22 protein-coding genes and 2 pseudogenes are annotated in these 21,980 nt (G+C 62.3%); 10 read left to right on the top strand and 14 right to left on the bottom strand.

From position 1 onward, the window contains the following. Nucleotides 1–16: 16 nt before the first annotated feature. Complete coding sequence (locus NO364_RS03530) at nucleotides 17–1,960, top strand: archaea-specific SMC-related protein (RefSeq protein WP_157688607.1); 1,944 nt, start codon at nucleotides 17–19, stop codon at nucleotides 1,958–1,960. A 140-nt stretch (nucleotides 1,961–2,100) separates the two neighbouring features. Here NO364_RS03530 and NO364_RS03525 read toward each other — a convergent pair whose 3' ends face one another. Next, nucleotides 2,101–2,328 carry a hypothetical protein gene (locus tag NO364_RS03525; protein WP_257629159.1) on the bottom strand — a complete coding sequence of 76 codons (228 nt, stop codon included), beginning with the start codon at nucleotides 2,326–2,328 and terminating at the stop codon, nucleotides 2,101–2,103. A 62-nt stretch (nucleotides 2,329–2,390) separates the two neighbouring features. On the opposite strand from NO364_RS03525, the pseudogene NO364_RS03520 reads away from it, so the two are divergent. Further along, nucleotides 2,391–2,810: pseudogene (locus NO364_RS03520) on the top strand (RraA family protein); the annotation flags it as partial. A 547-nt stretch (nucleotides 2,811–3,357) separates the two neighbouring features. On the opposite strand, the gene NO364_RS03515 reads toward NO364_RS03520, so the two are convergent. Further along, on the bottom strand, nucleotides 3,358–3,852 hold the full coding sequence (locus NO364_RS03515; protein WP_257628537.1) for a DUF309 domain-containing protein: 495 nt from the start codon (nucleotides 3,850–3,852) through the stop codon (nucleotides 3,358–3,360). Nucleotides 3,853–3,941: 89 nt separating this feature from the next. Here NO364_RS03515 and NO364_RS03510 point away from each other — a divergent pair, with 89 nt between their 5' ends. After that, nucleotides 3,942–4,808 (top strand): M14 family metallopeptidase, encoded by an 867-nt coding sequence (locus NO364_RS03510; RefSeq protein ID WP_257628536.1) that lies wholly within the window; start codon nucleotides 3,942–3,944, stop codon nucleotides 4,806–4,808. Here NO364_RS03510 and NO364_RS03505 read toward each other — a convergent pair. From NO364_RS03505 to NO364_RS03495, 3 genes are all read right to left on the bottom strand, one after another. Further along, a complete protein-coding gene (locus NO364_RS03505) occupies nucleotides 4,751–5,200 on the bottom strand; it encodes a UPF0179 family protein (protein ID WP_157688610.1) in 450 nt (149 codons plus the stop codon). The two genes, NO364_RS03510 and NO364_RS03505, sit on opposite strands and share 58 nt — an antisense overlap. 25 nt (nucleotides 5,201–5,225) lie before the next feature. Then, nucleotides 5,226–5,606, bottom strand: a complete 381-nt coding sequence (locus NO364_RS03500) for a DUF5820 family protein (protein WP_157688611.1) — start codon at nucleotides 5,604–5,606, stop codon at nucleotides 5,226–5,228. Between the two features lie 279 nt (nucleotides 5,607–5,885). After that, nucleotides 5,886–6,035, bottom strand: a complete 150-nt coding sequence (locus NO364_RS03495; RefSeq protein ID WP_157688612.1) for a hypothetical protein — start codon at nucleotides 6,033–6,035, stop codon at nucleotides 5,886–5,888. A 243-nt stretch (nucleotides 6,036–6,278) separates the two neighbouring features. On the opposite strand from NO364_RS03495, the gene dgoD reads away from it, so the two are divergent. Both dgoD and NO364_RS03485 read left to right on the top strand, forming a co-directional pair. Then, nucleotides 6,279–7,433 (top strand): galactonate dehydratase, encoded by a 1,155-nt coding sequence (gene dgoD, locus NO364_RS03490; protein ID WP_157688613.1) that lies wholly within the window; start codon nucleotides 6,279–6,281, stop codon nucleotides 7,431–7,433. A 178-nt stretch (nucleotides 7,434–7,611) separates the two neighbouring features. Continuing rightward, complete coding sequence (locus tag NO364_RS03485; protein ID WP_157688614.1) at nucleotides 7,612–7,854, top strand: hypothetical protein; 243 nt, start codon at nucleotides 7,612–7,614, stop codon at nucleotides 7,852–7,854. A gap of 41 nt (nucleotides 7,855–7,895) precedes the next feature. Here NO364_RS03485 and NO364_RS03480 read toward each other — a convergent pair whose 3' ends face one another. From NO364_RS03480 to NO364_RS03465, 4 genes are all read right to left on the bottom strand, one after another. Continuing rightward, entirely contained in the window at nucleotides 7,896–8,036 is a 141-nt protein-coding gene (locus tag NO364_RS03480) for a hypothetical protein (RefSeq protein ID WP_199243746.1), read from the bottom strand. 25 nt (nucleotides 8,037–8,061) lie between these two features. After that, nucleotides 8,062–8,550 (bottom strand): type II toxin-antitoxin system death-on-curing family toxin, encoded by a 489-nt coding sequence (locus NO364_RS03475; protein ID WP_157688615.1) that lies wholly within the window; start codon nucleotides 8,548–8,550, stop codon nucleotides 8,062–8,064. 358 nt (nucleotides 8,551–8,908) lie between these two features. Then, nucleotides 8,909–9,265 carry a DUF5615 family PIN-like protein gene (locus NO364_RS03470; protein ID WP_257628535.1) on the bottom strand — a complete coding sequence of 119 codons (357 nt, stop codon included), beginning with the start codon at nucleotides 9,263–9,265 and terminating at the stop codon, nucleotides 8,909–8,911. Further along, nucleotides 9,255–9,548 carry a DUF433 domain-containing protein gene (locus NO364_RS03465; protein ID WP_257628534.1) on the bottom strand — a complete coding sequence of 98 codons (294 nt, stop codon included), beginning with the start codon at nucleotides 9,546–9,548 and terminating at the stop codon, nucleotides 9,255–9,257. The genes NO364_RS03470 and NO364_RS03465 overlap by 11 nt, the downstream gene beginning before the upstream one ends. A gap of 401 nt (nucleotides 9,549–9,949) precedes the next feature. Here NO364_RS03465 and NO364_RS03460 point away from each other — a divergent pair, with 401 nt between their 5' ends. Next, nucleotides 9,950–11,158 carry an inorganic phosphate transporter gene (locus NO364_RS03460; RefSeq protein ID WP_257628533.1) on the top strand — a complete coding sequence of 403 codons (1,209 nt, stop codon included), beginning with the start codon at nucleotides 9,950–9,952 and terminating at the stop codon, nucleotides 11,156–11,158. Here NO364_RS03460 and NO364_RS03455 read toward each other — a convergent pair whose 3' ends face one another. Further along, on the bottom strand, nucleotides 11,159–11,488 hold the full coding sequence (locus NO364_RS03455; RefSeq protein ID WP_157688617.1) for a hypothetical protein: 330 nt from the start codon (nucleotides 11,486–11,488) through the stop codon (nucleotides 11,159–11,161). A gap of 487 nt (nucleotides 11,489–11,975) precedes the next feature. Here NO364_RS03455 and NO364_RS03450 point away from each other — a divergent pair, with 487 nt between their 5' ends. Both NO364_RS03450 and NO364_RS03445 read left to right on the top strand, forming a co-directional pair. Further along, nucleotides 11,976–12,392, top strand: a complete 417-nt coding sequence (locus NO364_RS03450) for a cupin domain-containing protein (RefSeq protein WP_199243748.1) — start codon at nucleotides 11,976–11,978, stop codon at nucleotides 12,390–12,392. Nucleotides 12,393–12,519: 127 nt separating this feature from the next. After that, nucleotides 12,520–13,689 (top strand): annotated as a pseudogene (locus tag NO364_RS03445) (ISH3 family transposase). A 227-nt stretch (nucleotides 13,690–13,916) separates the two neighbouring features. Here NO364_RS03445 and NO364_RS03440 read toward each other — a convergent pair. The 3 genes from NO364_RS03440 to NO364_RS03430 form a co-directional block, all read right to left on the bottom strand. Next, nucleotides 13,917–14,552 carry an IS6 family transposase gene (locus NO364_RS03440; RefSeq protein ID WP_257628532.1) on the bottom strand — a complete coding sequence of 212 codons (636 nt, stop codon included), beginning with the start codon at nucleotides 14,550–14,552 and terminating at the stop codon, nucleotides 13,917–13,919. 285 nt (nucleotides 14,553–14,837) lie between these two features. Continuing rightward, nucleotides 14,838–16,190, bottom strand: coding sequence for an APC family permease (locus NO364_RS03435; protein WP_257628531.1), 1,353 nt, complete (start codon nucleotides 16,188–16,190; stop codon nucleotides 14,838–14,840). Nucleotides 16,191–16,933: 743 nt separating this feature from the next. Then, entirely contained in the window at nucleotides 16,934–18,307 is a 1,374-nt protein-coding gene (locus NO364_RS03430; protein WP_157688620.1) for an NAD(P)/FAD-dependent oxidoreductase, read from the bottom strand. Nucleotides 18,308–18,403: 96 nt separating this feature from the next. Here NO364_RS03430 and NO364_RS03425 point away from each other — a divergent pair, with 96 nt between their 5' ends. Continuing rightward, entirely contained in the window at nucleotides 18,404–19,360 is a 957-nt protein-coding gene (locus NO364_RS03425) for a D-2-hydroxyacid dehydrogenase (RefSeq protein WP_157688621.1), read from the top strand. Nucleotides 19,361–19,378: 18 nt separating this feature from the next. Here NO364_RS03425 and NO364_RS03420 read toward each other — a convergent pair whose 3' ends face one another. After that, nucleotides 19,379–20,101 (bottom strand): fumarylacetoacetate hydrolase family protein, encoded by a 723-nt coding sequence (locus NO364_RS03420; protein ID WP_257628530.1) that lies wholly within the window; start codon nucleotides 20,099–20,101, stop codon nucleotides 19,379–19,381. A 154-nt stretch (nucleotides 20,102–20,255) separates the two neighbouring features. Here NO364_RS03420 and NO364_RS03415 point away from each other — a divergent pair, with 154 nt between their 5' ends. Then, nucleotides 20,256–21,962: a glutamate--tRNA ligase gene (locus NO364_RS03415; RefSeq protein ID WP_257628529.1), complete on the top strand. Its 1,707-nt coding sequence runs from the start codon at nucleotides 20,256–20,258 to the stop codon at nucleotides 21,960–21,962. Nucleotides 21,963–21,980 lie beyond the last annotated feature (18 nt).

Below are 21,980 nucleotides of genomic sequence, written 5' to 3'. Positions count from 1 at the left end.
CGCACGTGTGATCCGTATGAGCACGGAACAGGCGACCGGGGAGACACACGTAACCGTACGGAATATCGGGGGGATCGACGAGACGGCGGTGACGCTCGAACCGGGCGTGACCGTGTTGACCGGTCGAAACGCGACCAACAGGACCTCGTTCCTGCAGGCGATCATGGCCGCCCTGGGGAGCGAGGACGTCTCGATGAAGGCCGACGCCGACGAGGCCCGCGTCGAGCTGGCACTCGACGGCGAGACGTTCACGCGCACGCTTGAGCGACGAAACGGGCACGTTCGGCCGAGCGGAACCCCGTACCTCGACGATCCGACGCTGGCCGACCTCTTCGCGTTCCTCCTCGAATCGAACGAGGCACGGCGCGCCGTCACGACGGATGCGGACCTCCGCGATATCATCATGCGGCCGATCGACACCGACGAGATCCAGTCGGAAATCGACCGACTGGTCGACCAACGGCGGGAGATTACACGGGAACTCGACGAGTTGGACGACCTCAAGGCACGGCTCCCCGCGTTAGAGGAGAAGCGCACGGGATTGAAAGCCGACATCGAGGAGACCGAAGGCGAACTTCGGGACGTCGAAGCGCGGATCGAGTCCACCGACGCCGACGTCGAACAGAGCCGCGAGGAGCGGGCGGAACTCGAGGAGAAACTCGAGAAACTCCGCGACAAACGGTCGTCCCTCGAGACGGTTCGCTACGACCTCGAAACCGAGCGGAACAGCCTCGAATCGCTCCGGTCCGAACGGGCGGAGCGAGCCGACGAGTACGACGACCTCTCGGAAACGCCCGCGGGGGAACTCGAGGACCTCGAATCCCGGATCGACCGGCTCCGTGATCGAAAACAGCGCCTCGAAACCGAGGTGACCGACGTCCGAAGCATCATCCAGTTCAACGAGGAGATGTTGGAGGAGGGGACCGGCGACGTCGTCGACGTCCTGAGCGACGACCGCGAGGGCGGCGAGATAACGGACGGGCTGGTGCCGGGGAAGACGGTCACGTGCTGGACGTGTGGAAGCGACGTCGACGCCGAACAGATCGAGGAGACCGTCGACACGCTGCGCGACCTGAACCAGCGGGCGGTCGGGGAGATCGGCGACATCGACGACGAACTCGCCGAACTGAAGGAGCGACGCGACGAACTCGAAGCGGAGCAACGTCGCCGCGAGCAGCTCGAGCGCGAGCGTCGGGAACTCGACGCGAAGATCGAACGGACCGAGGAGCGGGCCGCCGAGCTCGCGGAGCGGCGCGACGAGCTCCGGGACGAGATGGAGGGGATCGAACGACAGATCGCGACGCTCGAGGACGACACCTACGAGGATGTCCTCGACCTCCACAAGGAGGCCAACCAGCTCGAATACGACCTGGGATCCCTCGAGAACGACCTCGAACGGGTCGAGGAGAACATCGCGACGATCGAGGAGCGACTGGACGAGGAGTCCGAACTCCGTGCGCGACGGGAGGAACTCGGGGACGAGATCGAGTCGCTGCGGACCCGGATCGCCCGCATCGAGCGGGAGGCGATCACCGAGTTCAACGACCACATGGACACGGTGCTCGACCTGCTCGACTACGAGAACCTGGAACGGATCTGGATCGAGCGCACCGAAACCCGGGTCCGTGACGGGCGGGAGAAGGTGTCCAAGACGGCCTTCGAACTGCACGTCGTCCGGCGGACGGACGGCGGGACGTCCTACGAGGACCGGATCGGACACCTGTCGGAGAGCGAACGGGAAGTGACCGGCTTCGTCTTCGCGCTGGCGGGCTTTCTCGCCCACGAGGTGTACGAAACGGTCCCGTTCATGCTCCTCGACTCGATGGAGGCGATCGACGCCAACCGGATCGCGACGCTGCTCGAATATCTCGAGGGGTACACGCAGTACCTCGTCGTGGCCCTGCTCCCGGAGGACGCGAACCCGGTACCGGACGACCACCACTACGTCGAGTCGATCTGATCGGCGGACCGACGACGCGATAACCGTCACAAAAGTACTTTTGTTATCAAAACCGCCGGAGACGGTATCGCGGTCCGGGCGCACCATCGAAGGGAGGACCGGAGACCCGTCGGAACGAACCCGGAGACGGCGCCCGACGGTCACCGGGGGTCCGCGTTCAGTCCCTCGTCCAGGAACTCGGCGCGCCGTTCGGCTCGGCGGCGTTCGTCACGGAGGGCGTCGACCAGGCGGTCGGCCATCGTGCGGAACCCGTGGTCCGGATCGCCGTGTAGTTCGCGGAAGAACTCCTTGTTCGCCGCCTCGCAGTCTTCGATCCACTCGTCGTCGAGACTGCTCGCGCCGTGGAGGGTGCCGACGACGTTGCCCACGAGGCTGCCGTGGTGTCCGCGTCCCGCCCGAAGCTGGCCGCCTCGAAGATGGCGCGGTTGGGGTCGTCCCCGTTCCCGGCGTGCAGGACGCCGACGGCCGCAGGGAGCAGTTCGACGCCGCTCGGGCTGAAGATCCCTCGACGTACGCGTCGAAGGTCGGGGTGAACGGGGTCGTCACGAACGGGGCGGTCCGGGACCTCGACGGCATCCGGGACCTCGGGTCCCCCGTCTTCGCCCGGGCCCTCACACCCCGTGGGCCGAGTGGGACCGAGGAGATCGATCGGAACGTCCCGGTGACAGTCGGCGGCGCGCCGATCGAGCCGGGCGACGTCGTCGTCGCCGACGAATCCGGCGTCGTCGTGATCGAACGCGACGCGGTCGAGGACGTCACCGCGACCGCCGAGACGGAGCGGAACGTCGAGAGCCTGATTCACGAGGGACTGTCGCTCGAACGGGCGCTCGAAGAGGCCGGAATGGCGTAGCCCGCCCGGTTCGTACACGGGGAAGACGCCCGGGGCACGGGATCCGTTACCGACGAGATCCGATGGCCGGACACGCTTCTTATAATATTTCGATATATTCTATAAATATTGTATGTTTGCGAGAAACGTCGCGATCGAACCCAGGCCGGGCGTGAAGACGTCGATCCGAACCGTATCGCACCTGGTTGGAAGCCTATACGGTCTTTCAGCGTCTCAAAGACGATATATCGACGTCTAATTGCCACTCGAACGGATCGGATTCCCGCGTACGATTCCGGTCACGGTCTCGACGCCAAGGAGAAACTCTCAGCAGTTCAAAGGACATTTCAGGGTCGTTAATCGATCTATATTCCACCGGCAACGACGATTTCGATTCCGTGGCTCGTGAGCGAAGCTCCGCACGGCCGAGTTATATAATATTTTTGGTTGAAAATATAATTTCTGCGATTTCAAATAATATTGAGGCGATCGAGCGTCGCCGAAGGCCGATTGACCTTCCGCTAGGCGCCGGAGGGGAGCCGGCGGCGGCGCCGAACCCCGGCTCGACTCACTCCAGCCGTTCGGCGTACGAGAAGTCGACGTCCGTCGCTTCGGGGGTCGATCCGTCGAGGGCGATCCGCCACCCGTGGAGAGTGGTCGGGTCGTCGCACGCGTCCGTGAGCGTCGTCCGCACGTCGACGAGGTCGACGCCGTAGTAGTCGTCGGGGATGCCGCCGAGGTACTGGAGCGCCGTCTCGAAGAGACTACACATTCCGTCGTCGTTCTCGAAGTCGAAGTGCTTGTACGCGCCCGCCGCGACCTGTACCATCCCGTGGAGGAAGGCGCTCTCGGTGGTCCCGCTCCCGTAGTTGTACCACTCGTCCTCGAAGCAGTCGTGTGACTCGTGGAACGCGCCGGCGTTGTAGAGGCGGACGCCGTGGATCACCGCGCGGCGGAGGGTTCCGTGTTCCCACCCGTTCGACGGGGCGCGGTCCGCACTCCACCCGGTCGGATCGCCCGACACCGGCGGTCCCACCTCGTAGTCCCGGGTGTGGTCGTCCATACCGAACCCAGTCGGTCCACCGGCCTAACACCTGCGGTGGGGACGACGGGACGGAAACGCACTTCAACGCCCGGGACCAGGTGTGTACAATGAGGATACGAGAGTTCGGCGACGACCCCCAGGTGGCGGTCGTCGCGGCGGTCCACGGCGACGAACCCTGCGGCCCCCGCGCGGTCGACGAACTGCTTTCCGACCCGCCGTCGTTCCGGCGGCCGGTGAAGTTCGTCGTCGCCAACGAGGGTGCCCTGGACCGCGACGTGCGATATCTGGACGACGACCTGAACCGGGCGTTCCCCGGCGACGAGAACGCGGAGAGCCACGAGCGGCGACTGGCACCGCGGCTGCTGGCCGAAGTGGAGGACTGTACGACGCTCGCGCTTCACTCCACGCAGTCGTACGCCGACCCCTTCGCCCTGGTCGACACGGTCGATCCGGAGACGGCGTCGCTCTGTGCGCACCTCCCCATCGACGCGGTCGTCGAGACGGACGCGTACGCCGGGGGTCGGCTGATCGACTACCCCGGCACCGTCGAGGTGGAGTGTGGACTGCAGTGGTCCGACGGGGCTGCCGAGAACGCCCGACTGGTGATCGACGCGTTCCTCGCCGCGGCGGGCGTGCTGCCGTCGGAGGCCGGTCTGGAGACGGCCGATGGCGACGTGCCGATCTTCCGTCTCACCGGACGCGTGCCGAAGGCGCCGGCGACCGAACACGAAGTGTTCGTCGAGAACTTCGAGCGAGTGCCCGCCGGCGTCCCGTTCGCGGCGGCCGACGGCGACGACCGGGTGGCCGACGAGCCCTTCTATCCAATCCTGATGTCGGCCGAGGGGTACGAGAGCGTGTTCGGGTACGCGGGCGAGCGAGTCGGCCGACTGGCCGACGTCGCGGACCCGGCGGACGGTCACTCCTCGCGGGGCGCGAGTTCGACCAGCGTGAGGTCACGGTCCAGCATACAGTAGTCGTGGGGTGGGTCGCCCACCACCTCGTCGATGCGGTACTCCGCGCCGAGTTCCGCGCCGTCGGGGACACAGTAGGTGTGACTCGGACAGTCGGTGTACGGACACGACCCGGCCAACTCCGTCTTGCTGCCGGCGTAGGCTCCCTTCGATGGCACGTTCGCGGGGATGGATGCCGGTTCGACCTCGACGGCGCGAACGCCGCCGTCGTGGACGGCACAGTCGAGCGTTTGAGCGCCCTCGCGAACGCCCGTGATCCGGTACCGGGTCCCTGGAGAGAGGTCGAGACACTGACCGCGGTAGGGACAGCCCTCGCAGGCGCTGGATTCGCCGCGGAAGACGAACTCGCGGCCCACCTCTGCGAGGCGCGTTCCGATGAGCGTGACCTCCGACATACCCGAACGTTCACGACCCGGTCGGTTAAGCCTCGCGACCGAGCAGTTCGTCGAGGCGCTCGAAGTACGCCTCCCGTGGGACCTGGTAGACCTCGCGGTAGTCGACATCGCCGGCGGCGAACGCGCGGGCGAACTCGACCGCCGTCTCGACGGCAGCCGGCCGGTCGTCCGCCGACTCGACCCGCGCCTCGACTTCGGGTTCGAGATACAGCGTGACGGTCCATCCGTCGCTTTCCCCGCTCCCGGGCCGACGCCGGGGCGACCCCGGGGAGAGGTAGACAGTCGGGAGACAGGGCGCAGGGAAGGCCTCGGTGTCGAACACGTCGGGACGGTAGGCCAGGATCGCCCGCCCCTCGGACTCCTCGTGCCAGACCGTCCAGCCGTCGGGAAGCGCGTCGAATGTCACGCCCCCTACTTCGTGCCGACGACCCTATACTTCGCGGTCCGCGGCGACGCGTGCCGGCGACGGATCGGCCACTCGTCGCCCCCTCCGTCCGAGACGTCCACACGGCTAGTCGTGGGTTCGAGTTCTCCCGTTCGTGACACGCGGACCAGTGCGGCCCCGGGGACCCGGCCGTCGGAGTCCGATACGGGCGAGCCGTTCATACTGTTTATTGTAAGTCAGCACCGGTGGTTCGCCAGGACAGTCCGGCGAACCACCGGTGAACAGTTACACTAATCCGTATCAGTCCAGGTTCGAAATCGCCTCGTCGATGTCGAAGTCCTCGGTGGTCTCGGACCCCTCCTCGCTGCGGTCGACTTTCTCTCCGTCCTCTTCGATCTCCACGTCCTGTGGCTCGTCCTCGGTGAACTCCGTGTTGACGCCCCAGGGCACGCTACCGGCCCCCGGTTCGGACGGAATCGGTCGCGGGCCCCCAGTGTGTCTCCGGCACGCTTCGGTGGTTCATCTCGGTGGAATCTACCGGACGCGCGGATATATCCCTTGGGTTCGGGGCATCCCACCGGGACTCGACGGTCATCGACGGGTCGTCGGCGCTACTCCCGACGGCCGTTCGGTTTCTCGGAAGTGGTGGCAAATTTATAAATAGGACTGGAATGCCCTCTTTGACTGAATCGTATGACGGAGATCATCGACTACGAACTCTATCGGGTACCACCCCGCTGGTTGTTTCTCAAGCTAGAGACGAGTGACGGCACAGTCGGATGGGGGGAACCCGTGATCGAGGGGAAAGCAGGACCTGTTGCCGCCGCCGTCCGCCAGCTCGTAGACCGGCATTTGTTGGGCGAAGATCCAGCACCGATCGAGGAACATTGGCAGGTGCTGTACAGGGGGGACTTCTACCGGGGTGGTCCGATCTTGATGAGTGCGATCGCAGGTATCGACCAGGCTCTCTGGGACATAAAAGGAAAACGGATGGGTAAACCCGTCTACGAGCTTCTGGGCGGACCCGTCCGTGACCGGATGCGTGTGTATCAATGGGTGACCGGCGAGACGGTCGACGAGGTGACACAGGCGGCCGTCGAGAAGGTCGAGGAGGGCTTTACCGCGGTGAAGATGTTGGCTACCGAGGGCCTCGAACGGGTAGAATCGCCCGCACAGATTCGAAAGGCCCGTGATCGAGTGGCCGCGGTCAGGGAAGCCGTCGGACCCGAGGTGGATATCGGTGTTGACCTGCACGGTCGGACCACGAAAACGGTCGCTAAACAGCTCGTCACGGAGCTCGAGCCGCTTAACCCGATGTTCATCGAGGAACCAGTGGTCCCCGAGCATTCGGATGCGATCGGAGAGATAGCCAGACACACGACGATTCCCATCGCGACTGGCGAGCGTCTCTTTTCCCGGTGGGATTACAAGCCCTTGTTTGAAGCGGGGCATGTCGACATCATCCAACCCGATCTCTCGCACGCCGGTGGCATCACCGAAGTGCGAAAAATCGCGACGATGGCCGAAGCCTACGATATCAGCGTCGCCCCCCACTGTCCACTTGGGCCGATCGCCCTCGCGTCCTCCGTACAGGTCGACGCGACAGTGTCCAACGCGTTCATTCAGGAACAAAGTCTGAATATGCAGTATAACGACCGAGGGGGGCTCCGGGAGTACCTGTCCAATCCCCACGTTCTCGATTACGAGGGCGGAACGATGGAACTCCCGAGCGGTCCCGGGTTAGGAGTCGAAATCGACGAAGAGAGAGTGAGATCACGTAGCGAAGACAGCTCGGAGTGGTCTCCACCACTATGGCGAACCGACGACGGTGTACTCGCAGAGTGGTGATCCGGAGTCCGAGATCGGCGCAGTACGCGGATTCGCCGTGTCGACGAGTGTCGGGTCCCGGGCGTGACGGATCGGGGTCGCGGGATGGCATCCGAAAAATTCCCCCTCGAAGGCGACCGGTTGCCCGGGGGAGACCGCCGGGACCGAAGCTGAACTCCAGGAGCGCGATCCGGATCGGATGGCGTCGACGACGGTCGGATCGACGGCCGTGATCGAGTCGTCGGCACCCATCGTCACAGCGGCGGCAATCGATTCCGAGGTTGGATCTCGACGGCACTCAGCCCGGCTCCGGTCCGACCGACGCGAGCGTCCGTCGTCGGCTGGGGGATCCTTGGAGAGCGTGGTTACCGGGGTGGATCCGAAATGCGTGCCCGGAACGCTACCGGGCGAGAAGCTACTAGCAGGCTCGCCGGGAGTGTAACTCACGTTTCTGCGAATCGAGAACAGATGGACGTGAAACCGCTACTCGTTTTCGAGGGCGTCGTAGATCTCGCGATGTTCGTCCCGATCAGCCTTGGCAACGCGCAACACAAGCTCTCGGCGAATGTCTTCCATCACATCGTCGAGTGGCGTTCGGTCGCCTGGCTGCTCTTCCGTCGCCATGTCCACATCTTGACCACGAGTTCGGTTAATCGTTCGGGTCCAACGATTCATCGGACAGCTGAGCAAGTCCGTACTCGACGAGGTCGCCTCGCCATCGTTCGACCACTTCGTGCAAATCGACTTCGGTCGTGTGTGTTCGGAGATATTCGAGTACGTCGTCCTCATCGACAGCCTTCTCGTCGGTACCGAACTTCGCCAGTATCCCTCTGGTTTCGTTGTCGTATTCGAACCGGCGACCGTTGAGCAGATAGAATACCGTCGTCGTGTTGAGTGCGGTGCGCTTGTTACCGTCCACGAACGGGTGGTTGGCGACGAGGAGCCGAAGCAGATGAAATGACTTCTCGTGAATCGTCTTCGGAACCGACCCGAAGCTCCCTTCGCTGACGTACTCCAGTGCGAATTCGATATCTCCGCGACTCCGGACGCCCGAGCTGGTGTCTGGGTACTCCGAGACGATGTCCTCGTGGATGTCGAGTACATCTTCGACCGACGGATACCAAAACGAGTCGGTCATTGTCGGAGATTCACATCCGACTAACCTATCGTTTTCTCTCCGAACGACCGACTCTTGCCGTTGGGGTCACTCCTCCCGAGCGTAACGGCGGCGAGCGTCGTAGAGAGCGGGCAAACCTTATTCCAGGCTCGTCATCATCGACTGTTTCCGTGATCCGGCGAGAAAGAGAGGCTACTACGGGTGAATCTCATTCAATGATAGATTCCGACTGAGGCTATCTGTATTATTTGCATATACTTTCGATAGTATACTCGAAATGCGTGCCCGGAACACTACCGGACGAATTTCTACTAGTAAGGTAGGTGGAAGTGTCTTGGCTGATTTGAAGGCCTCAAGATCGTAAAATCAGCATCCCGGATCAAACCCACGGATCGAGTTCCTCGCGGCCACCGAACGAATCTCGATTCGGATACGCGTCGGTCATCGTAATTGGACCAGACGCGACCTGATACGCCGGCATCGTATCCTCATAGAGCAGGACGACACCAGCATGAGCGTCGGATGGTAACCCACCGAAATCTTTCACGTCGCTCGTCACGACGATCAGTTCGTGTTCTCGGGCGTACGGTAAGACATCCGCTTCGTCATCGGCTCCTTGCCGGAGCGCGTCACGGACGTGCTCGGCGTGAATTTCTTCTTTCGATAAGTACGTGGCTGTCTTTGGATCGATGTTCTCATCGAGGAGAAAGCGCCACCCGCTCATCTCAGGCGGCATCGGGATCGACGCCTTCGGGACGGTTGATCGACTCGCGGAAGTCCGCTATCGCATCGTCGCGCTCCTCTTCTACGTCACGCATCTCTCGCGGATGATCGTGATAGTAAGCCAGCGCGTGATACACGTCAGCGACGTCGAGGTCGTACCGATCGGCAACAGCCTCGGGGTCTTCACCACGTTCTTCGACGAGGGCATACACCTGACGGACGCTGACCCGGCGGCCACGAATGTGCGGCTCGCTCTTCAGCTCGTGTGCGATCCGCCGGGATTCTCCCTCGGACATACCTACACGTTGCTGCTACTCCCGCAAAATCATACTGCTGACTGGGCTGGCGAGAGCTCCCGCTCAGAGAGTGTCTGTGAAATGTACGCCCGGAACACTACCGGGCGAGAAACTACTAGTAGGCTCGGTGAATGTGTTATCCCATTCTAAGGAACCTCAGATCCAAAATATTCCTACTTCCGCATTCCGTATCGGGTTTCACCGGAATCCGTTGATATTCATCGACCAGGCGGCGCGGTAGCAGACTCGGGTCGAACGATGAGGAGAGTCAAATAGACGGGGGCTGTGATCAGTTCCACGAGACGCGCGAACGCTACCAACAGAATCATACGTGTCTGTTCAAGAGTGTGGCGTATCGGGCTCCTACTCCGAGTCACAGCACCGTCTGAACCTGGACACCTATGTCCTCAGTAATCGGAATAGTCTCTGTCGCGCTCGTGGCATCGCTTTTTATGTCATTTACCGTCGGGGCAAACAGCAACTCCGCCCCGATTGCGCCAGCCGTCGGAGCGAACGCGTTGTCCACCCTTCGGGGGGCACTACTGGTCGGCCTCGTCGCCGGTCTCGGTGCCATTGCGCAGGGTGGCAGTATCTCCGAGACGATTGGTCACGGGCTGGTGACCGGCGTGACGATCACGCCACTAGCAGCCACTGCGACGCTGCTCACGGCAGCCACACTCATCACGATCGGGAACTCCCGCGGTTACCCTATTCCCTCAGCGTTCACGGTCACCGGTGCAGCGATCGGTGCGGGTGTCGCTCTTGGCGGTGGCTTTGCGGTCATGACGTACGCTAAGATTCTGGGATTTTGGTTTGCGATTCCGGTCGTCGAGGGCGTCCTCGCGTACGGTCTCGCGTGGCTGTTACTGGATGAGACGGTCTCGGATACGCTAAGCATTCCGCTGCTCGCCGCCGGCGTCGGCTACACACTCGCCAACGTCCAGCTATCGTTTCTCCCGGCCCCCCAGAGCGAGCAAGGATCGATTGCGGGCGTTATCACCCGTCAATTTAACGTCGCATCGATAGGGCTCGGCGAGGCCGGAATCGTACTCGTTGGGGTTGTACTCGGACTTCTCACGCTCACAGTGGTCTACTGGCAACTCCGGCGTGACGTGACGACCGGAATCAACAGAATGCTGGTCGCGCTCGCCCTCGTCGTCGTGTTCACCAGCGGCGGGTCGCAGGTCGGACTGGCCACCGGGCCACTGGAAGCCGTCTTTGAATCGTCGCTCGGCCTTCCCTCGCTGTACCTGCTCGCACTCGGGGGCCTTGGAATTCTCCTCGGGGGATGGTTCCGTTCGCCACGCCTCATCCAGGCTGTGGCCCGCGAGTATGCCTCACTCGGGCCGAAGCGGTCGATTGCAGCGTTCATTCCTGCGTTTCTCGTCGCGCAGGCAGCAATCGCGCTCGGCTATCCCATCTCGTTCAACAAAGTGATGATTTCTAGCATCGTCGGGGCCGGACTTGTCGGCGGGTCGTCGGACTCCGCCGGGATATCGACCACAAAGACGGTCTACACTGTCGGGGCGTGGGTCGGCTCGATGGTCGGCGGGACCGTAATTAGCTTCGCGCTCTATCACACGCTCGCTGCGCTTCCGGGACTCGGGTAATTAGATATTCTGAAGCGTGACGAGATCTTCGACAGCTGCGCTTTCCTTCATTTCTGCCCATGTCTCGAAATCAGTTGTCCGCGCTACGAATGCGTCGCGTTCATCGGCCGAGAGCTGTTGGACGCCGCCAATAGTGTCATCGTCACACGGGCTGGCCACACAGAACTCGTCCACCGAACCAAACTGCGTGTGGCGACTGATGAACGATTTCGAGGCAATCCGCTCGCGGGAACTGGAGACCCACGTCTCCAGTGTGAGTGCCCGTTCGATTGCGTTTTTGAGGTTTGTCTGCAGTGAATCGTGGGTCCTGACATCCGAGTCAAGAACCATACATCGTGTTCATATTTCAAGCCACCTAAGTGCGGTGGCGGGACGAGTTTGATAGCGTCTTGCTGTACGGTTACTCGATCATTACAGTTTCCCCGCAAGCAGGGCAGGCGGGCCCATTATTTGTCTGTTCGAGTTCAGCCTCGTCACCAGTCCACCCACAAAATGGACACTGTATTGGGTCGGCTCCAGGCACAGGATACTCAAGATCGCCCTCGCCAAATCAAAAAGTGTGGTGTCTGTATTAATTGGATCAAGTCGGATGAACAAAAGAAACGTGTGCAAGATATGCGCCTTCCATCTTGCACGCCTCACCCCGACCTATACGCGATGTGTCAGTAACAGCTGTGCAAGACTCAGAGGATGAGTTCAGCAGGACGACTCCGATTATTTCAGATGTTCCCAAACAAGGTAATACGTGAAATTCATCAAAACTCGCACTAGACACGACGAAACGACGGTATCTACCTGTGTGCTGGTGGGCGGCTGAATGCAAGATCTGCGGTTTCACGTCCGCCGCTCCCGGACCAACCAAGCGAAGTTTGAAGCTTTCGAGAGGGTAATAACAGATATGACTCGCGTTTCCACGGAAGAGTTGATAACGGGACTCAAAGAGGAAGATGCACAGGTCGCAGAGGTGTTAAGCAAAGAGTCCGTAACAATCGAGGTAGGAAAATATCCAACCGCGTCGCCAAAGAACCCTCACACAGAGAATGAAGTCTACTACATTATCTCTGGGTCGGGGATGATTCGTATTGGAGATAAAACACATTCTGTCGAGAGCGGCGATGTGGTTTTCGTCGAACAGGGACTTGAACACGACTTTTTCAATATTGACGAGGAGATTACTGCGCTGACTATCTTCGTCGGGTCTGATAACCCGAGTTCGTATAGTCTTCGTGAATAAAAGGCAGGAAACGTGCCATCGAACCGTGCTAGATTCGCGCTCTGTATGCAGCACAAACATCACCACCTGACAGGAAACATCAGTATCTCACAAAGCCGGTTAGTTGAGATGTCTGCTTGCTACGAATGTGCCTAGCAAACAGCAGCAAGCAGACAGTGGAATACACGAAGACAAGCTCCTTAAGTTCCTCGTCAACCGGCTTGACGAAGAAATTTCTCTCGGTCTTGCGAACAATGCTGAACTCAACGCTGAGGACATCTACGAGGTCCTCGTCGGCGCGACCGCCGACGGGACCTCGATCTCGACACTGTGCAACTCCAGCGAAGACTCGCCATCGGCGAACACGATTCTCTACCACCTCCGGACGAAGTTCGAGCCGGAACGGCTCGAACGAGTCGCTAACAGGCTTCTTCGCCGAGACATCGTCGAACTACTCCCCGAGCAGGTGGAGGTCTGCGCAGACCTCCACCTGCGGCCCTACTACGGTGACGAAGAAGACACAGACCACCTCTATCACTCGGAAGCGAAGCGGGGAACCACTGCGTTCCACGCTTACGCTGACACTCTACGCACGCGTGCGGAGCAAACGCTACACGCTGGCGGTGCGCCGTCTCGAAGACAGCGACACCGCCAGCAGCGTTCTCGCTGAGTTCCTTGGCGTTTTCGACGACCTTGACACCGAAGTCAAGGCCGTCACCTCAATCGCGGATTCTACGATAGCAAGTGTCTCACGTTGCTTCAAGCGCACACCTACGCGTACGTTGTCCCGATCATTCGGTGGGATGAGGCGATTCAGCAGGAACTCTCGGAGGGGTGGAGTCGCGTCATCCGACACGACCTGACAGGGAAACTCGCCGGTCACAGCTGGACCGTCGAGTTTCCCGTCTACATCGACTGTACGTATCTGAATGGACGATACGACGAGAACGGCGTGGCGCGTCACGGCTACGCCACTGACGCGCCGTTCATCGAGACACCACGCGACGCTCGATACCACTACTCGAAACGCTTCGGTATCGAGTCGAGCTATCGCTTGTCCGAGCAAGCGATAGCGACGACAACGACACGAGACGCGACGGTCAGACTGCTGTACGTCGTAGTGAACCTACTGCTACAGAACGTTTGGCGGTATCTGCACTACGAGTTTGTGGCGACGCCCCGCCGGGGCGAGCGTCGCCTCTGGTGGTGGCCGTACAAGGAGTTCGTCAATATGGTTCGGGGGGCTGCGTGGACGGCCCTCTCGGTGCGTCGGGCCGTCCCCGCGAACCGACCTCCTGACGACCGGTTCTACCGGTAGTCACTGACCGAGCAAGCGTCATCGCAAGTAGCAACGCTGTCGCGTCGGCGGCTGACCGCCGCCGACAGCGACAGCTCCGCCTTCGATCAGCGGTGCTCAACCGCAATCGATGACTCACCACAACAGAACAGGTGGCTCCGGTCACGCTAACTGGCGATGCTTTGTGAGGTACTGAACATAGCACTCCCGACAGACATCATTCTAGGGCCGCTATCATCGGGTAGTGTCTAGATAAGCTGGTTCCATGCGAAGGCAAACGCTTGTAACCAGTTTTCAGCGGTACTCGGTTCGACGTGACTAAACGTATTTGAAAATTGGTTAGTTCGTTGTTTGATTTCTCGGAAGACACGTTCGACGGCATTCCGATTCCCATGTGTAACATGCTGGAATCGTAGCCCGTGTCGGTGACAGGCTGCCTGCAACCACGGTGCACCGTTGACGAGAAAAACTGCGTCGTCTACCTGATGTTTCTCACGTGATTCTGAGAGAAACATCGAGGTGATCGCAGTGGTTCTCGTCGGATAGAGCCGAACATGAAGCAGGCGGTTGGTATCGGGATCGACAGCAGCGTACAGCCAATATCGCTCATCATTGAGTTGAATCACAGTCTCATCGACCGCAACGTGATTCGGCTCAGCACCACCTGTCGGCTGTAAATCGGCCTTCTGCACCCATCGATGCACGGTGCTTCGATGACGATCGACACCCAACATCTCAAGAATCAAGACTGTATCCGAAAGTGATAGTCCAGCCAAATGGAGTCGGATACCGAGCTTCATCGCCGGCTCGGGTGTCGCCTCTCGCTCCGGAAATTCTAACTCGATGCAACCGCTATCGCCACTGAGGCGGTCGAACGAGAGCATAATCCACTCAAATCTTTGACCGCCTCGTTCCTTATCGCAACGCTACCTCATCGACTGTTTCCATGAAAATACAGCGACGAAGGGACTCTCCGCGAGAAATCCGGTTTCGATAATAGACTGTAGTTGATGTTATTCATATTATTCACAAATAATGCTAATAGTATACTCAAAATGTACGACCGGAACACTACCGACCGAGTTTCTACTAGTAGGCTCGGTGGAAGTGAAGGTGTGAGTCCATACTGAACGATGTCGTCCCGCCATTTTGAAATCCCATCGTTTAGATCAGTCTCTCCCCCCACTGTCTAAATCGGGCGTAAACGAACTCCGCTCGATATAGAGGAACTCAATGAGGAAGACTACCGCGAATATCCCCACGATCCAGAGCAGAATCTCCACGTCAGACTGATAGAGGTGATAGAGAACAACCGGAAGCGCAACTCCCGTGCCGACCAGACCGAGTACTGGAATGAGGCGGTTCGACCCCGTCTCGTCGGCGAGCACGATGTTCGTGTAATTCGTGACTGCAAACGAGATCAAAAACGCCACTGATCCGAACTCAGTGATCTGTTTGAGAGTTCCCAAGGCTGCGAGTGCTGCCGTCAGACTACCGATAATCAGCAACGAGTAGACGGGGATTCCCTCTCGGTTCCGGAACGAAAACACGCGCGGGAGGGCACCTTCTGTCGCAATCTCATGGACAAGCCGCGAGGTACCGAACAAGGTCGCGTTGATACCCGACGAGGTGCTTTTCATTGCCGAAAGGATGACGAGAACAAATCCAGTACCCCCGAGAACGGGGATGTTGGAGACGGCCTCGGCGAGTGCAACTTCCTGATGGGCGAGAAGTTGCTCTGGCGTAAGGTGAAGTGTCGCCATGAACGACACTGAGACGTAGATCAGTATCGAAATAGCGATGGCGACGTACATCCCGATCGGCAACACTCGTTCTACGTTCTCGATGTCTTCGTAGTCATAGACCAGAAGTTGAAAGCCCTCGTAGGAGACGAATATGATGGCAAATCCTGCGATTGGGCTGACGACGCCTTTGCTGAAGAAGTCGAGTGCTGCCACATTCCCATCATAAAAAATCACTCCAAGGGTTGCGAGCGACAGCAAAATAATGATTTTGATGTACACTGCGATATCTTCAAAGAGGCCAGTCTCGTGGACGCCCCGGAGGTTGAGACCGACGAACGCAGCGACGACCAGGGTCGAGATAATCGGCCGCAGGAGTTGCGGGAGTTCGATCCCTGCGATAGCTCTCGCGGCAGTGAGCGTGTAGGCACCGAAGGCGAACGCGTACATCGCCATTACACCCACGTATCCGATGACGAGAACCCACCCGACGTACGCGGCGATAGTCGGGTTGTCGACGATGTGCTCGGCGAATGAAAAGACGCCACCGTGTTCCCCGAAGTGCAGCGTGAGTTGAAGATAGGAATAGGCAGTGAGGAGAGTGATGACGCCCGCAATGAGATACGACAACGGGACTGCATTACCGGCTTGCTGCATTGCAACGCCGAGGACGGCGTAGATCCCGCCCGAGACCATTCCGCCGACACCCATCGCTATGACCTCGATGAGTCCGAGTTTCCCAGGACGACTGCGAGTCAGGAGAGAGCGGAGTGTTTTCATAGAGATCATGACCTCGATTAAAACGTACCGTTAGACTGTAACAAGCGGGGTAGCGAAAAGATTGTGGACTAGTTAGTGATACTGCACGCAAGTTCTTGTTCATCGACATACAGCGATATACGGGGACTTCTGAACTCCGCACTGTATCCAGGATGAACATTCCGACTTGATAGTCCTGAGAACTCCCGCCAGACCTCATTCCTGCCCGGTCACCATCGATAATTTCCGAAATTCGGCGAGAACGGGGCCGTCAATAAAGAAGAACCTGCCTCAACGAGTAAAATGGACTGGAGCACCAGCATCTGGCGACCGAGTGGCTCGTAGAGTCCGGTAGGTCGCCGGGAGACTTCCCTTCGGTCGTCTCCCGAGCCTTTGCTCGCTACGCTCGCAAAGACGCCAGTTCACTCGCGCGAGCGAATGCGAGCGCGAGGCCAAGGAAGGGGCGAAGCCACTGACGCAGGCTTTTGATCGAGCTTTTGCAAGCGAGCGGAGCGAGCGCTGCAAAAGGTCGATGTACGCCCGGAACACTAACGTCCGGCCTCATCCCTGGCGGCGTGCCGAGTCGGCCGGCTAACCCTCGTGCCGGGCGGTCGCGGGGTTGGGTCGGCTGTGCGACGGCAGCCCGTGTCGCGTGCCCGGGTTCGCCGCGCGGTCATCGCGCCCTGGTGGGTATGCTCGGGCGGGGACTGAAGGCACGCACGTGGAAGGAGGGCGCCCAGCGGGTAACCTCTTGCGGCACGGCGTCAGTAGACGTAGTCGGCCGCGGGGACGTTGACGTAGCCGCCCCGCCGGAGGCGCCGCTTCCGCCACCGATAGCCCACGAGTAGTTTGATGGCGTTCCACCCGGCACCGAACTTCCGTTCGAACATCCGGTAGCCGCTCTCGCTGGCGAGCATCTTGCGGCCGGTGCGGAAGATGCGGTCCCAGTCGTCCGGGTCGTAGTCGGCGACCATGTCCGCCATCGTCACGTTCCGCAGAATCTCGTCCTCGATGGCGTCCTTCCAGGCGTCGTTGTACCGCGAGAGGTCGCCCCGCGCCGCCAGATCGCCCGCGATGGAACCGGTTCGGACGGCGACGTGGTCGCCCCCCTCGTGGAAAGCCGAGGTGGTGCCCATCGCCCCGCCGACGACGGCGATGCCCGCCTCGACCGGGGAGTCGATCGGTCGGGTCGAGGAGATGGGGTAGGTTTCGGTGCCGCCGGACTTGCCCCGGTCCTCGACCAGCGGGAAGTCCCCGGGGACGTCGTACTCGTCGCCGTACTCGTGTTCGAGGAGGCGCCGGAGGTACTCGCTCCCGCCGGGGACCGTCTCGTCGTCGGGGCGGAGCAGGGCGTACGACTCGGGGTCGGTCACCGCGTCCAGGTCGAGACCGATCGGCATCGTGAGCCCGATCCGGGCGACGTCGTCGTCGTTGGGGAAGATCCACGGGTAGGCGGTGTGTCCGGGGATATACCCCCACCAGAACGCGATGGCGCCGCGGAGGTCCTCGGCGACGGCCGGGGGCAGGCGTCGGTGTTCCTGGTACGCGATGTGGTTTGCCGTCGTCGTCCCGAGGCGGTCGGTCACCGGGTACGGCAGGTACCGATCCAGCACGCGGTTGGTGACGGTGCGCTGTGGGCCGTCGGCGAGGATCACGGAGTCGGCGGTCACCTCGTCGCCGTCGGCCAGCCTGACGGTGTGTCTGGGGTCGTCGTCCAGGGTCGTCTCCACGTCGCGGACGGAGACGCCGACGCGGTAGTCGGCGCCCGCGGACTCGGCGCGCTCCCGGAGCCAGTCGTCGAAGCGGGCGCGGTGGAAGGTGTAGCCGAAGGTGTCGTACGAGGAGTCGATGCCCGTGCTGTGCAGGACACAGGACTCCGTGGGGCCGACGAACTCCGCGCGGTCGAGTTCCGACAGCAAGACGTCGTCGGGAAACTCGTCGGGATGGATGCCCATGATGTCGACCCAGTAATCGAGGATGCCGGCGGCGTCCGTCGAGTCCGGCCCGAGTCCGGATCGGTCGTCGCGGGGAACGCCCTTCTCGAAGACGCGTGCGGACGCGCCGGCTTCGGCCGCCGCGTGCGCCGCGGCCGATCCGGCGGGCCCGCCGCCGACGACGGCTACGTCGACGTGTTCCATACCCACCATCCGACGGGCGACTGTATTAAACGCCCGGAACGCGACGGCCGTGCCGTCCCCCGAGGGTCTATAACGGAGGCGCGAGCAACGCCGTCCATGACAGATCCTGACGTCGTCGTCCTCCGACAGAAGGTCCACGGCATGGCACCCGAATCCTACGGCGAGCGGCTCCGCGAGTGCCTCCCCGACCACGAGGTGGCCGTCGCCACCACGCCCGACGAGGAGCGCGAGTTGCTCGCCCGTGCGCGGGTGGTGACCGGCATCGACTTCGAAGCGGAGTGGCTGTCGGTCGCGGAGAACCTCGACCTCTTCGCCTGCACCTACGCCGGCACCGGTCACCTCGATACGGACGCGCTGGCCGACGCGGGCGTCGCCGTCACCAACGCGGCCGGCGTCCACGGCCCCAACATCTCGGAGTACGTGATCGGATCGCTGATCGCTCACGAACGCCGGTTCCGCCTCGCCCGGGAGCGCCAGGAGCGCGCCCACTGGGAGGCCTACCCAGTCCGCGAACTCCAGGGGAGCACGGCGGCCGTCGTCGGGCTGGGCGCCATCGGGGAGGCACTCGTCGAGCGCCTCCACCCCTTCGGCGTGGAGACTATCGGGGTCCGGTACACGCCGGAGAAGGGCGGCCCGGCCGACGAGGTGGTCGGGTTCGACCGGATTCACGACGCCCTCGCCCGGGCGGACTACGTGATCCTCGCGTGCCCGCTGACCGACACCACACGTGGACTGATCGACGCCGACGCGCTGGCCTCGATGCGCGCGGACGCGTTACTGGTCAACGTCGCGCGCGGCCCCGTGGTCGACACGGACGACCTGGTGACGGTGCTGCGGAACGAGGACATCCGGGGGGCGACACTCGACGTGACCGATCCCGAACCCCTGCCCGCGGACCACCCGCTGTGGGCGTTCGACAACGTGCGGATCACGCCGCACAACGCCGGCAACACGCCGAAGTACTACGACCGCCTCGCCGACATCCTCGCCGGGAACCTGCGCCGGATGGAGGAGACGGGGTCGGTCGAGGGCCTGGAGAACCGAGTCGTCTGAGCGACGGCCGGGCCGGCGTCAGCGCTCGGGCGGCGCGATCTCGTTGCGGAGCGTGCCGACGCCCTCGTAGGTGATCTCGACGACGTCGCCGGGGTCGACGGTGCCGGGGTTGGCCGGACTGCCGAAGGCGATCACGTCGCCCGGACGGAAGGTGAACCGCTCGGAGAGGAAAGAGACGACCTCGTAGGGATCGAACAGCATGAGTTCCGTGTTCGCCTCCTGTCGACGCTCGCCGCTCACGTCGGTGTGCATGTCGATCCCGTGCGGGTCGAGGTCGGTCTGGATCCACGGGCCGAGGGGACCGGAAGCGTCGAAGGCCTTCCGCGCGGTGCGGCCGGGCTGATCGAGCGCGTCCAGGTCGTTCATGATCGTGTAGCCCCGCAGCACCTCGGGGACGTCCGCGGGGTCGACGCGGTGACACCGCTCGCCGATCACGGCCGCGAGTTCGCCGGCGTAGGTAACCTCCTCGGAGAAGGTGGGATAGGGTACCGGTCGCTCGTGGGCGACGACCGAGGCCGGCGGCTTGATGAAGAAGGCCGGTTGGTCGGGCACGTCGTACTCCATCTGGTCGAGCGTCTCGGCGAAGTTGCGCCCGACGCAGTAGAGCGCCGAGGGGTCGCACGGCGGGGCCAGGGGGCCGTCCTCGCCGACGACGAACTCCCCGTCGTCGGTCGCGACGACACCGTCCCGGTACTCGCCCTCGTGTACCTCACCGTCCACCGCGATGCGCGCGAGTTTCATACGCTCCCGTCCCGGCCGATCGACAAACCGCTTGTGGAACGCCGGCGGTGGGCGTCGAAAGCGTTTACTGTGACAATCGGTAACGTCCAACGTACCCCTACCTGCGGCCCTCGATCCGCGTCAGTTTTTACGCGTCGGCCGGAACCGTGAGGTAATGGACTCCGAACTGCGCGACCGCGTCGAACGAGCGGCGCGGACGCACGCACTCCTCAACGCGGTGAAATACGAGAGCGACGCGGACGTCGGCGCGGTCATGGGCCCGCTCATGGGCGAGAACCCCGAGTTTCGCGAACACGCCGACGAGATTCCCGGCGTCGTCGGGGGTGTCGTCAGCGAGGTCAACGGGCTCTCGGACGCTGAGCGACGCGACGAACTCGCCGACCTGGCGCCCGAGAAGCTGGACGAACTGGAGCGCGAGGACGAGGGAGACGACCACCCGCTTCCGGACCTGTCGAACGTCGAGGACGGCGTCGTGATGCGCGCCGCCCCGAACCCGAACGGTCCATGGCACCTCGGACACGCCCGGATGCCCGCCGTCATCGGGACGTACAAGGAGCGCTACGACGGCCGCTTCATCTGCCGGTTCGACGACACCGACCCCGAGACGAAGCGTCCGGACCTGGAGGCCTACGACGCCATCCTCGACGCCATCGACTACCTCGGCTTCGAACCCGACGCGGTGTTGCGCGCTAGCGACCGCCTGGAGACCTACTACGACCACGCCCGCGAGTTGATCGACCGGGGCGGCGCCTACACCTGCTCCTGTCCGGGGGCGGAGTTCTCCGAGTTGAAGAACGCGGGCGAGCCCTGTCCCCACCGCGGGAAAGAGCCCGAGCGGACCCGCGAGGAGTTCGAGGCGATGGTCGACGGCGAGTACTCGGCGGGCGAGATGACCCTCCGGGTGCGGACCGACATCACCCACAAGAACCCGGCGCTGCGTGACTGGGTCGCCTTCCGGATGATCGACCGCCCGCACCCCCGGCCGGAGGCGGCCGACTACCGCTGCTGGCCAATGCTCGATTTCCAGTCCGGCGTCGACGACCACCTCACGGGCGTCACGCACATCATCCGCGGCATCGACCTGCAGGACTCCGCGAAGCGCCAGCGGTTCGTCTACGACTACTTCGACTGGGAGTACCCCGAAGTCGTCCACTGGGGGCACGTCCAGGTCGACGAGTACGACGTGAGCCTCTCGACGTCGACGATCAAGGAACTGATCGACGACGGGAAGCTCGACGGCTGGGACGACCCGCGGGCGCCGACGCTCGCGAGCCTGCGACGCCGGGGGATCCGCGGCCAAGCCATCGTCGACGCGATGATCGAACTCGGCACCTCCACGAGCAACGTCGAGCTGTCGATGAGCGCGGTGTACGCGAACAACCGCGACCTGATCGACGACGACGCGGACCGCCACTTCTTCGTCCGCGACGGCGTCGAGGTGGCCGTCGACGGCGGGCCGGACGCGGGCCGGCCGCCCGTCCACCCGGAACACGAGGAGCGCGGCCGCCGCGAGGTTCCCGTTCCCGGCGCGGTCCTGATCGAACCCGCCGACGTTCCCGCGGCCGGCGAGCGGGTCTGGCTCAAGGGCTTCGGCTGTGTCCGCCGCGTCGACGAGGGCTTCGAGTACGTCGGCGACGACATCGCCGCCGTCCGGGAGGAGGACGTGCCGGTGATCCACTGGGTGCCCGCCGAGGGCGGCGTCCCGCTCCGACTGCGGACGCCGGACGGCGACGTGATCGGCGTCGCGGAACCCGCGCTCGCCGACGCCGCCGTCGACGACGTGGTGCAGTTCGAGCGGGTGGGCTTCGCCCGGATCGACGCCCTCGACGACGACGCGGTGGCGTACTTCGCCCACGAGTAACGACCGAACGTTTATTTT

The organism is Haloplanus salinarum, from assembly GCF_024498175.1.
GTDB lineage: Archaea > Halobacteriota > Halobacteria > Halobacteriales > Haloferacaceae > Haloplanus > Haloplanus salinarum.
This window is presented reverse-complemented; position numbering and strand designations above follow the sequence as displayed.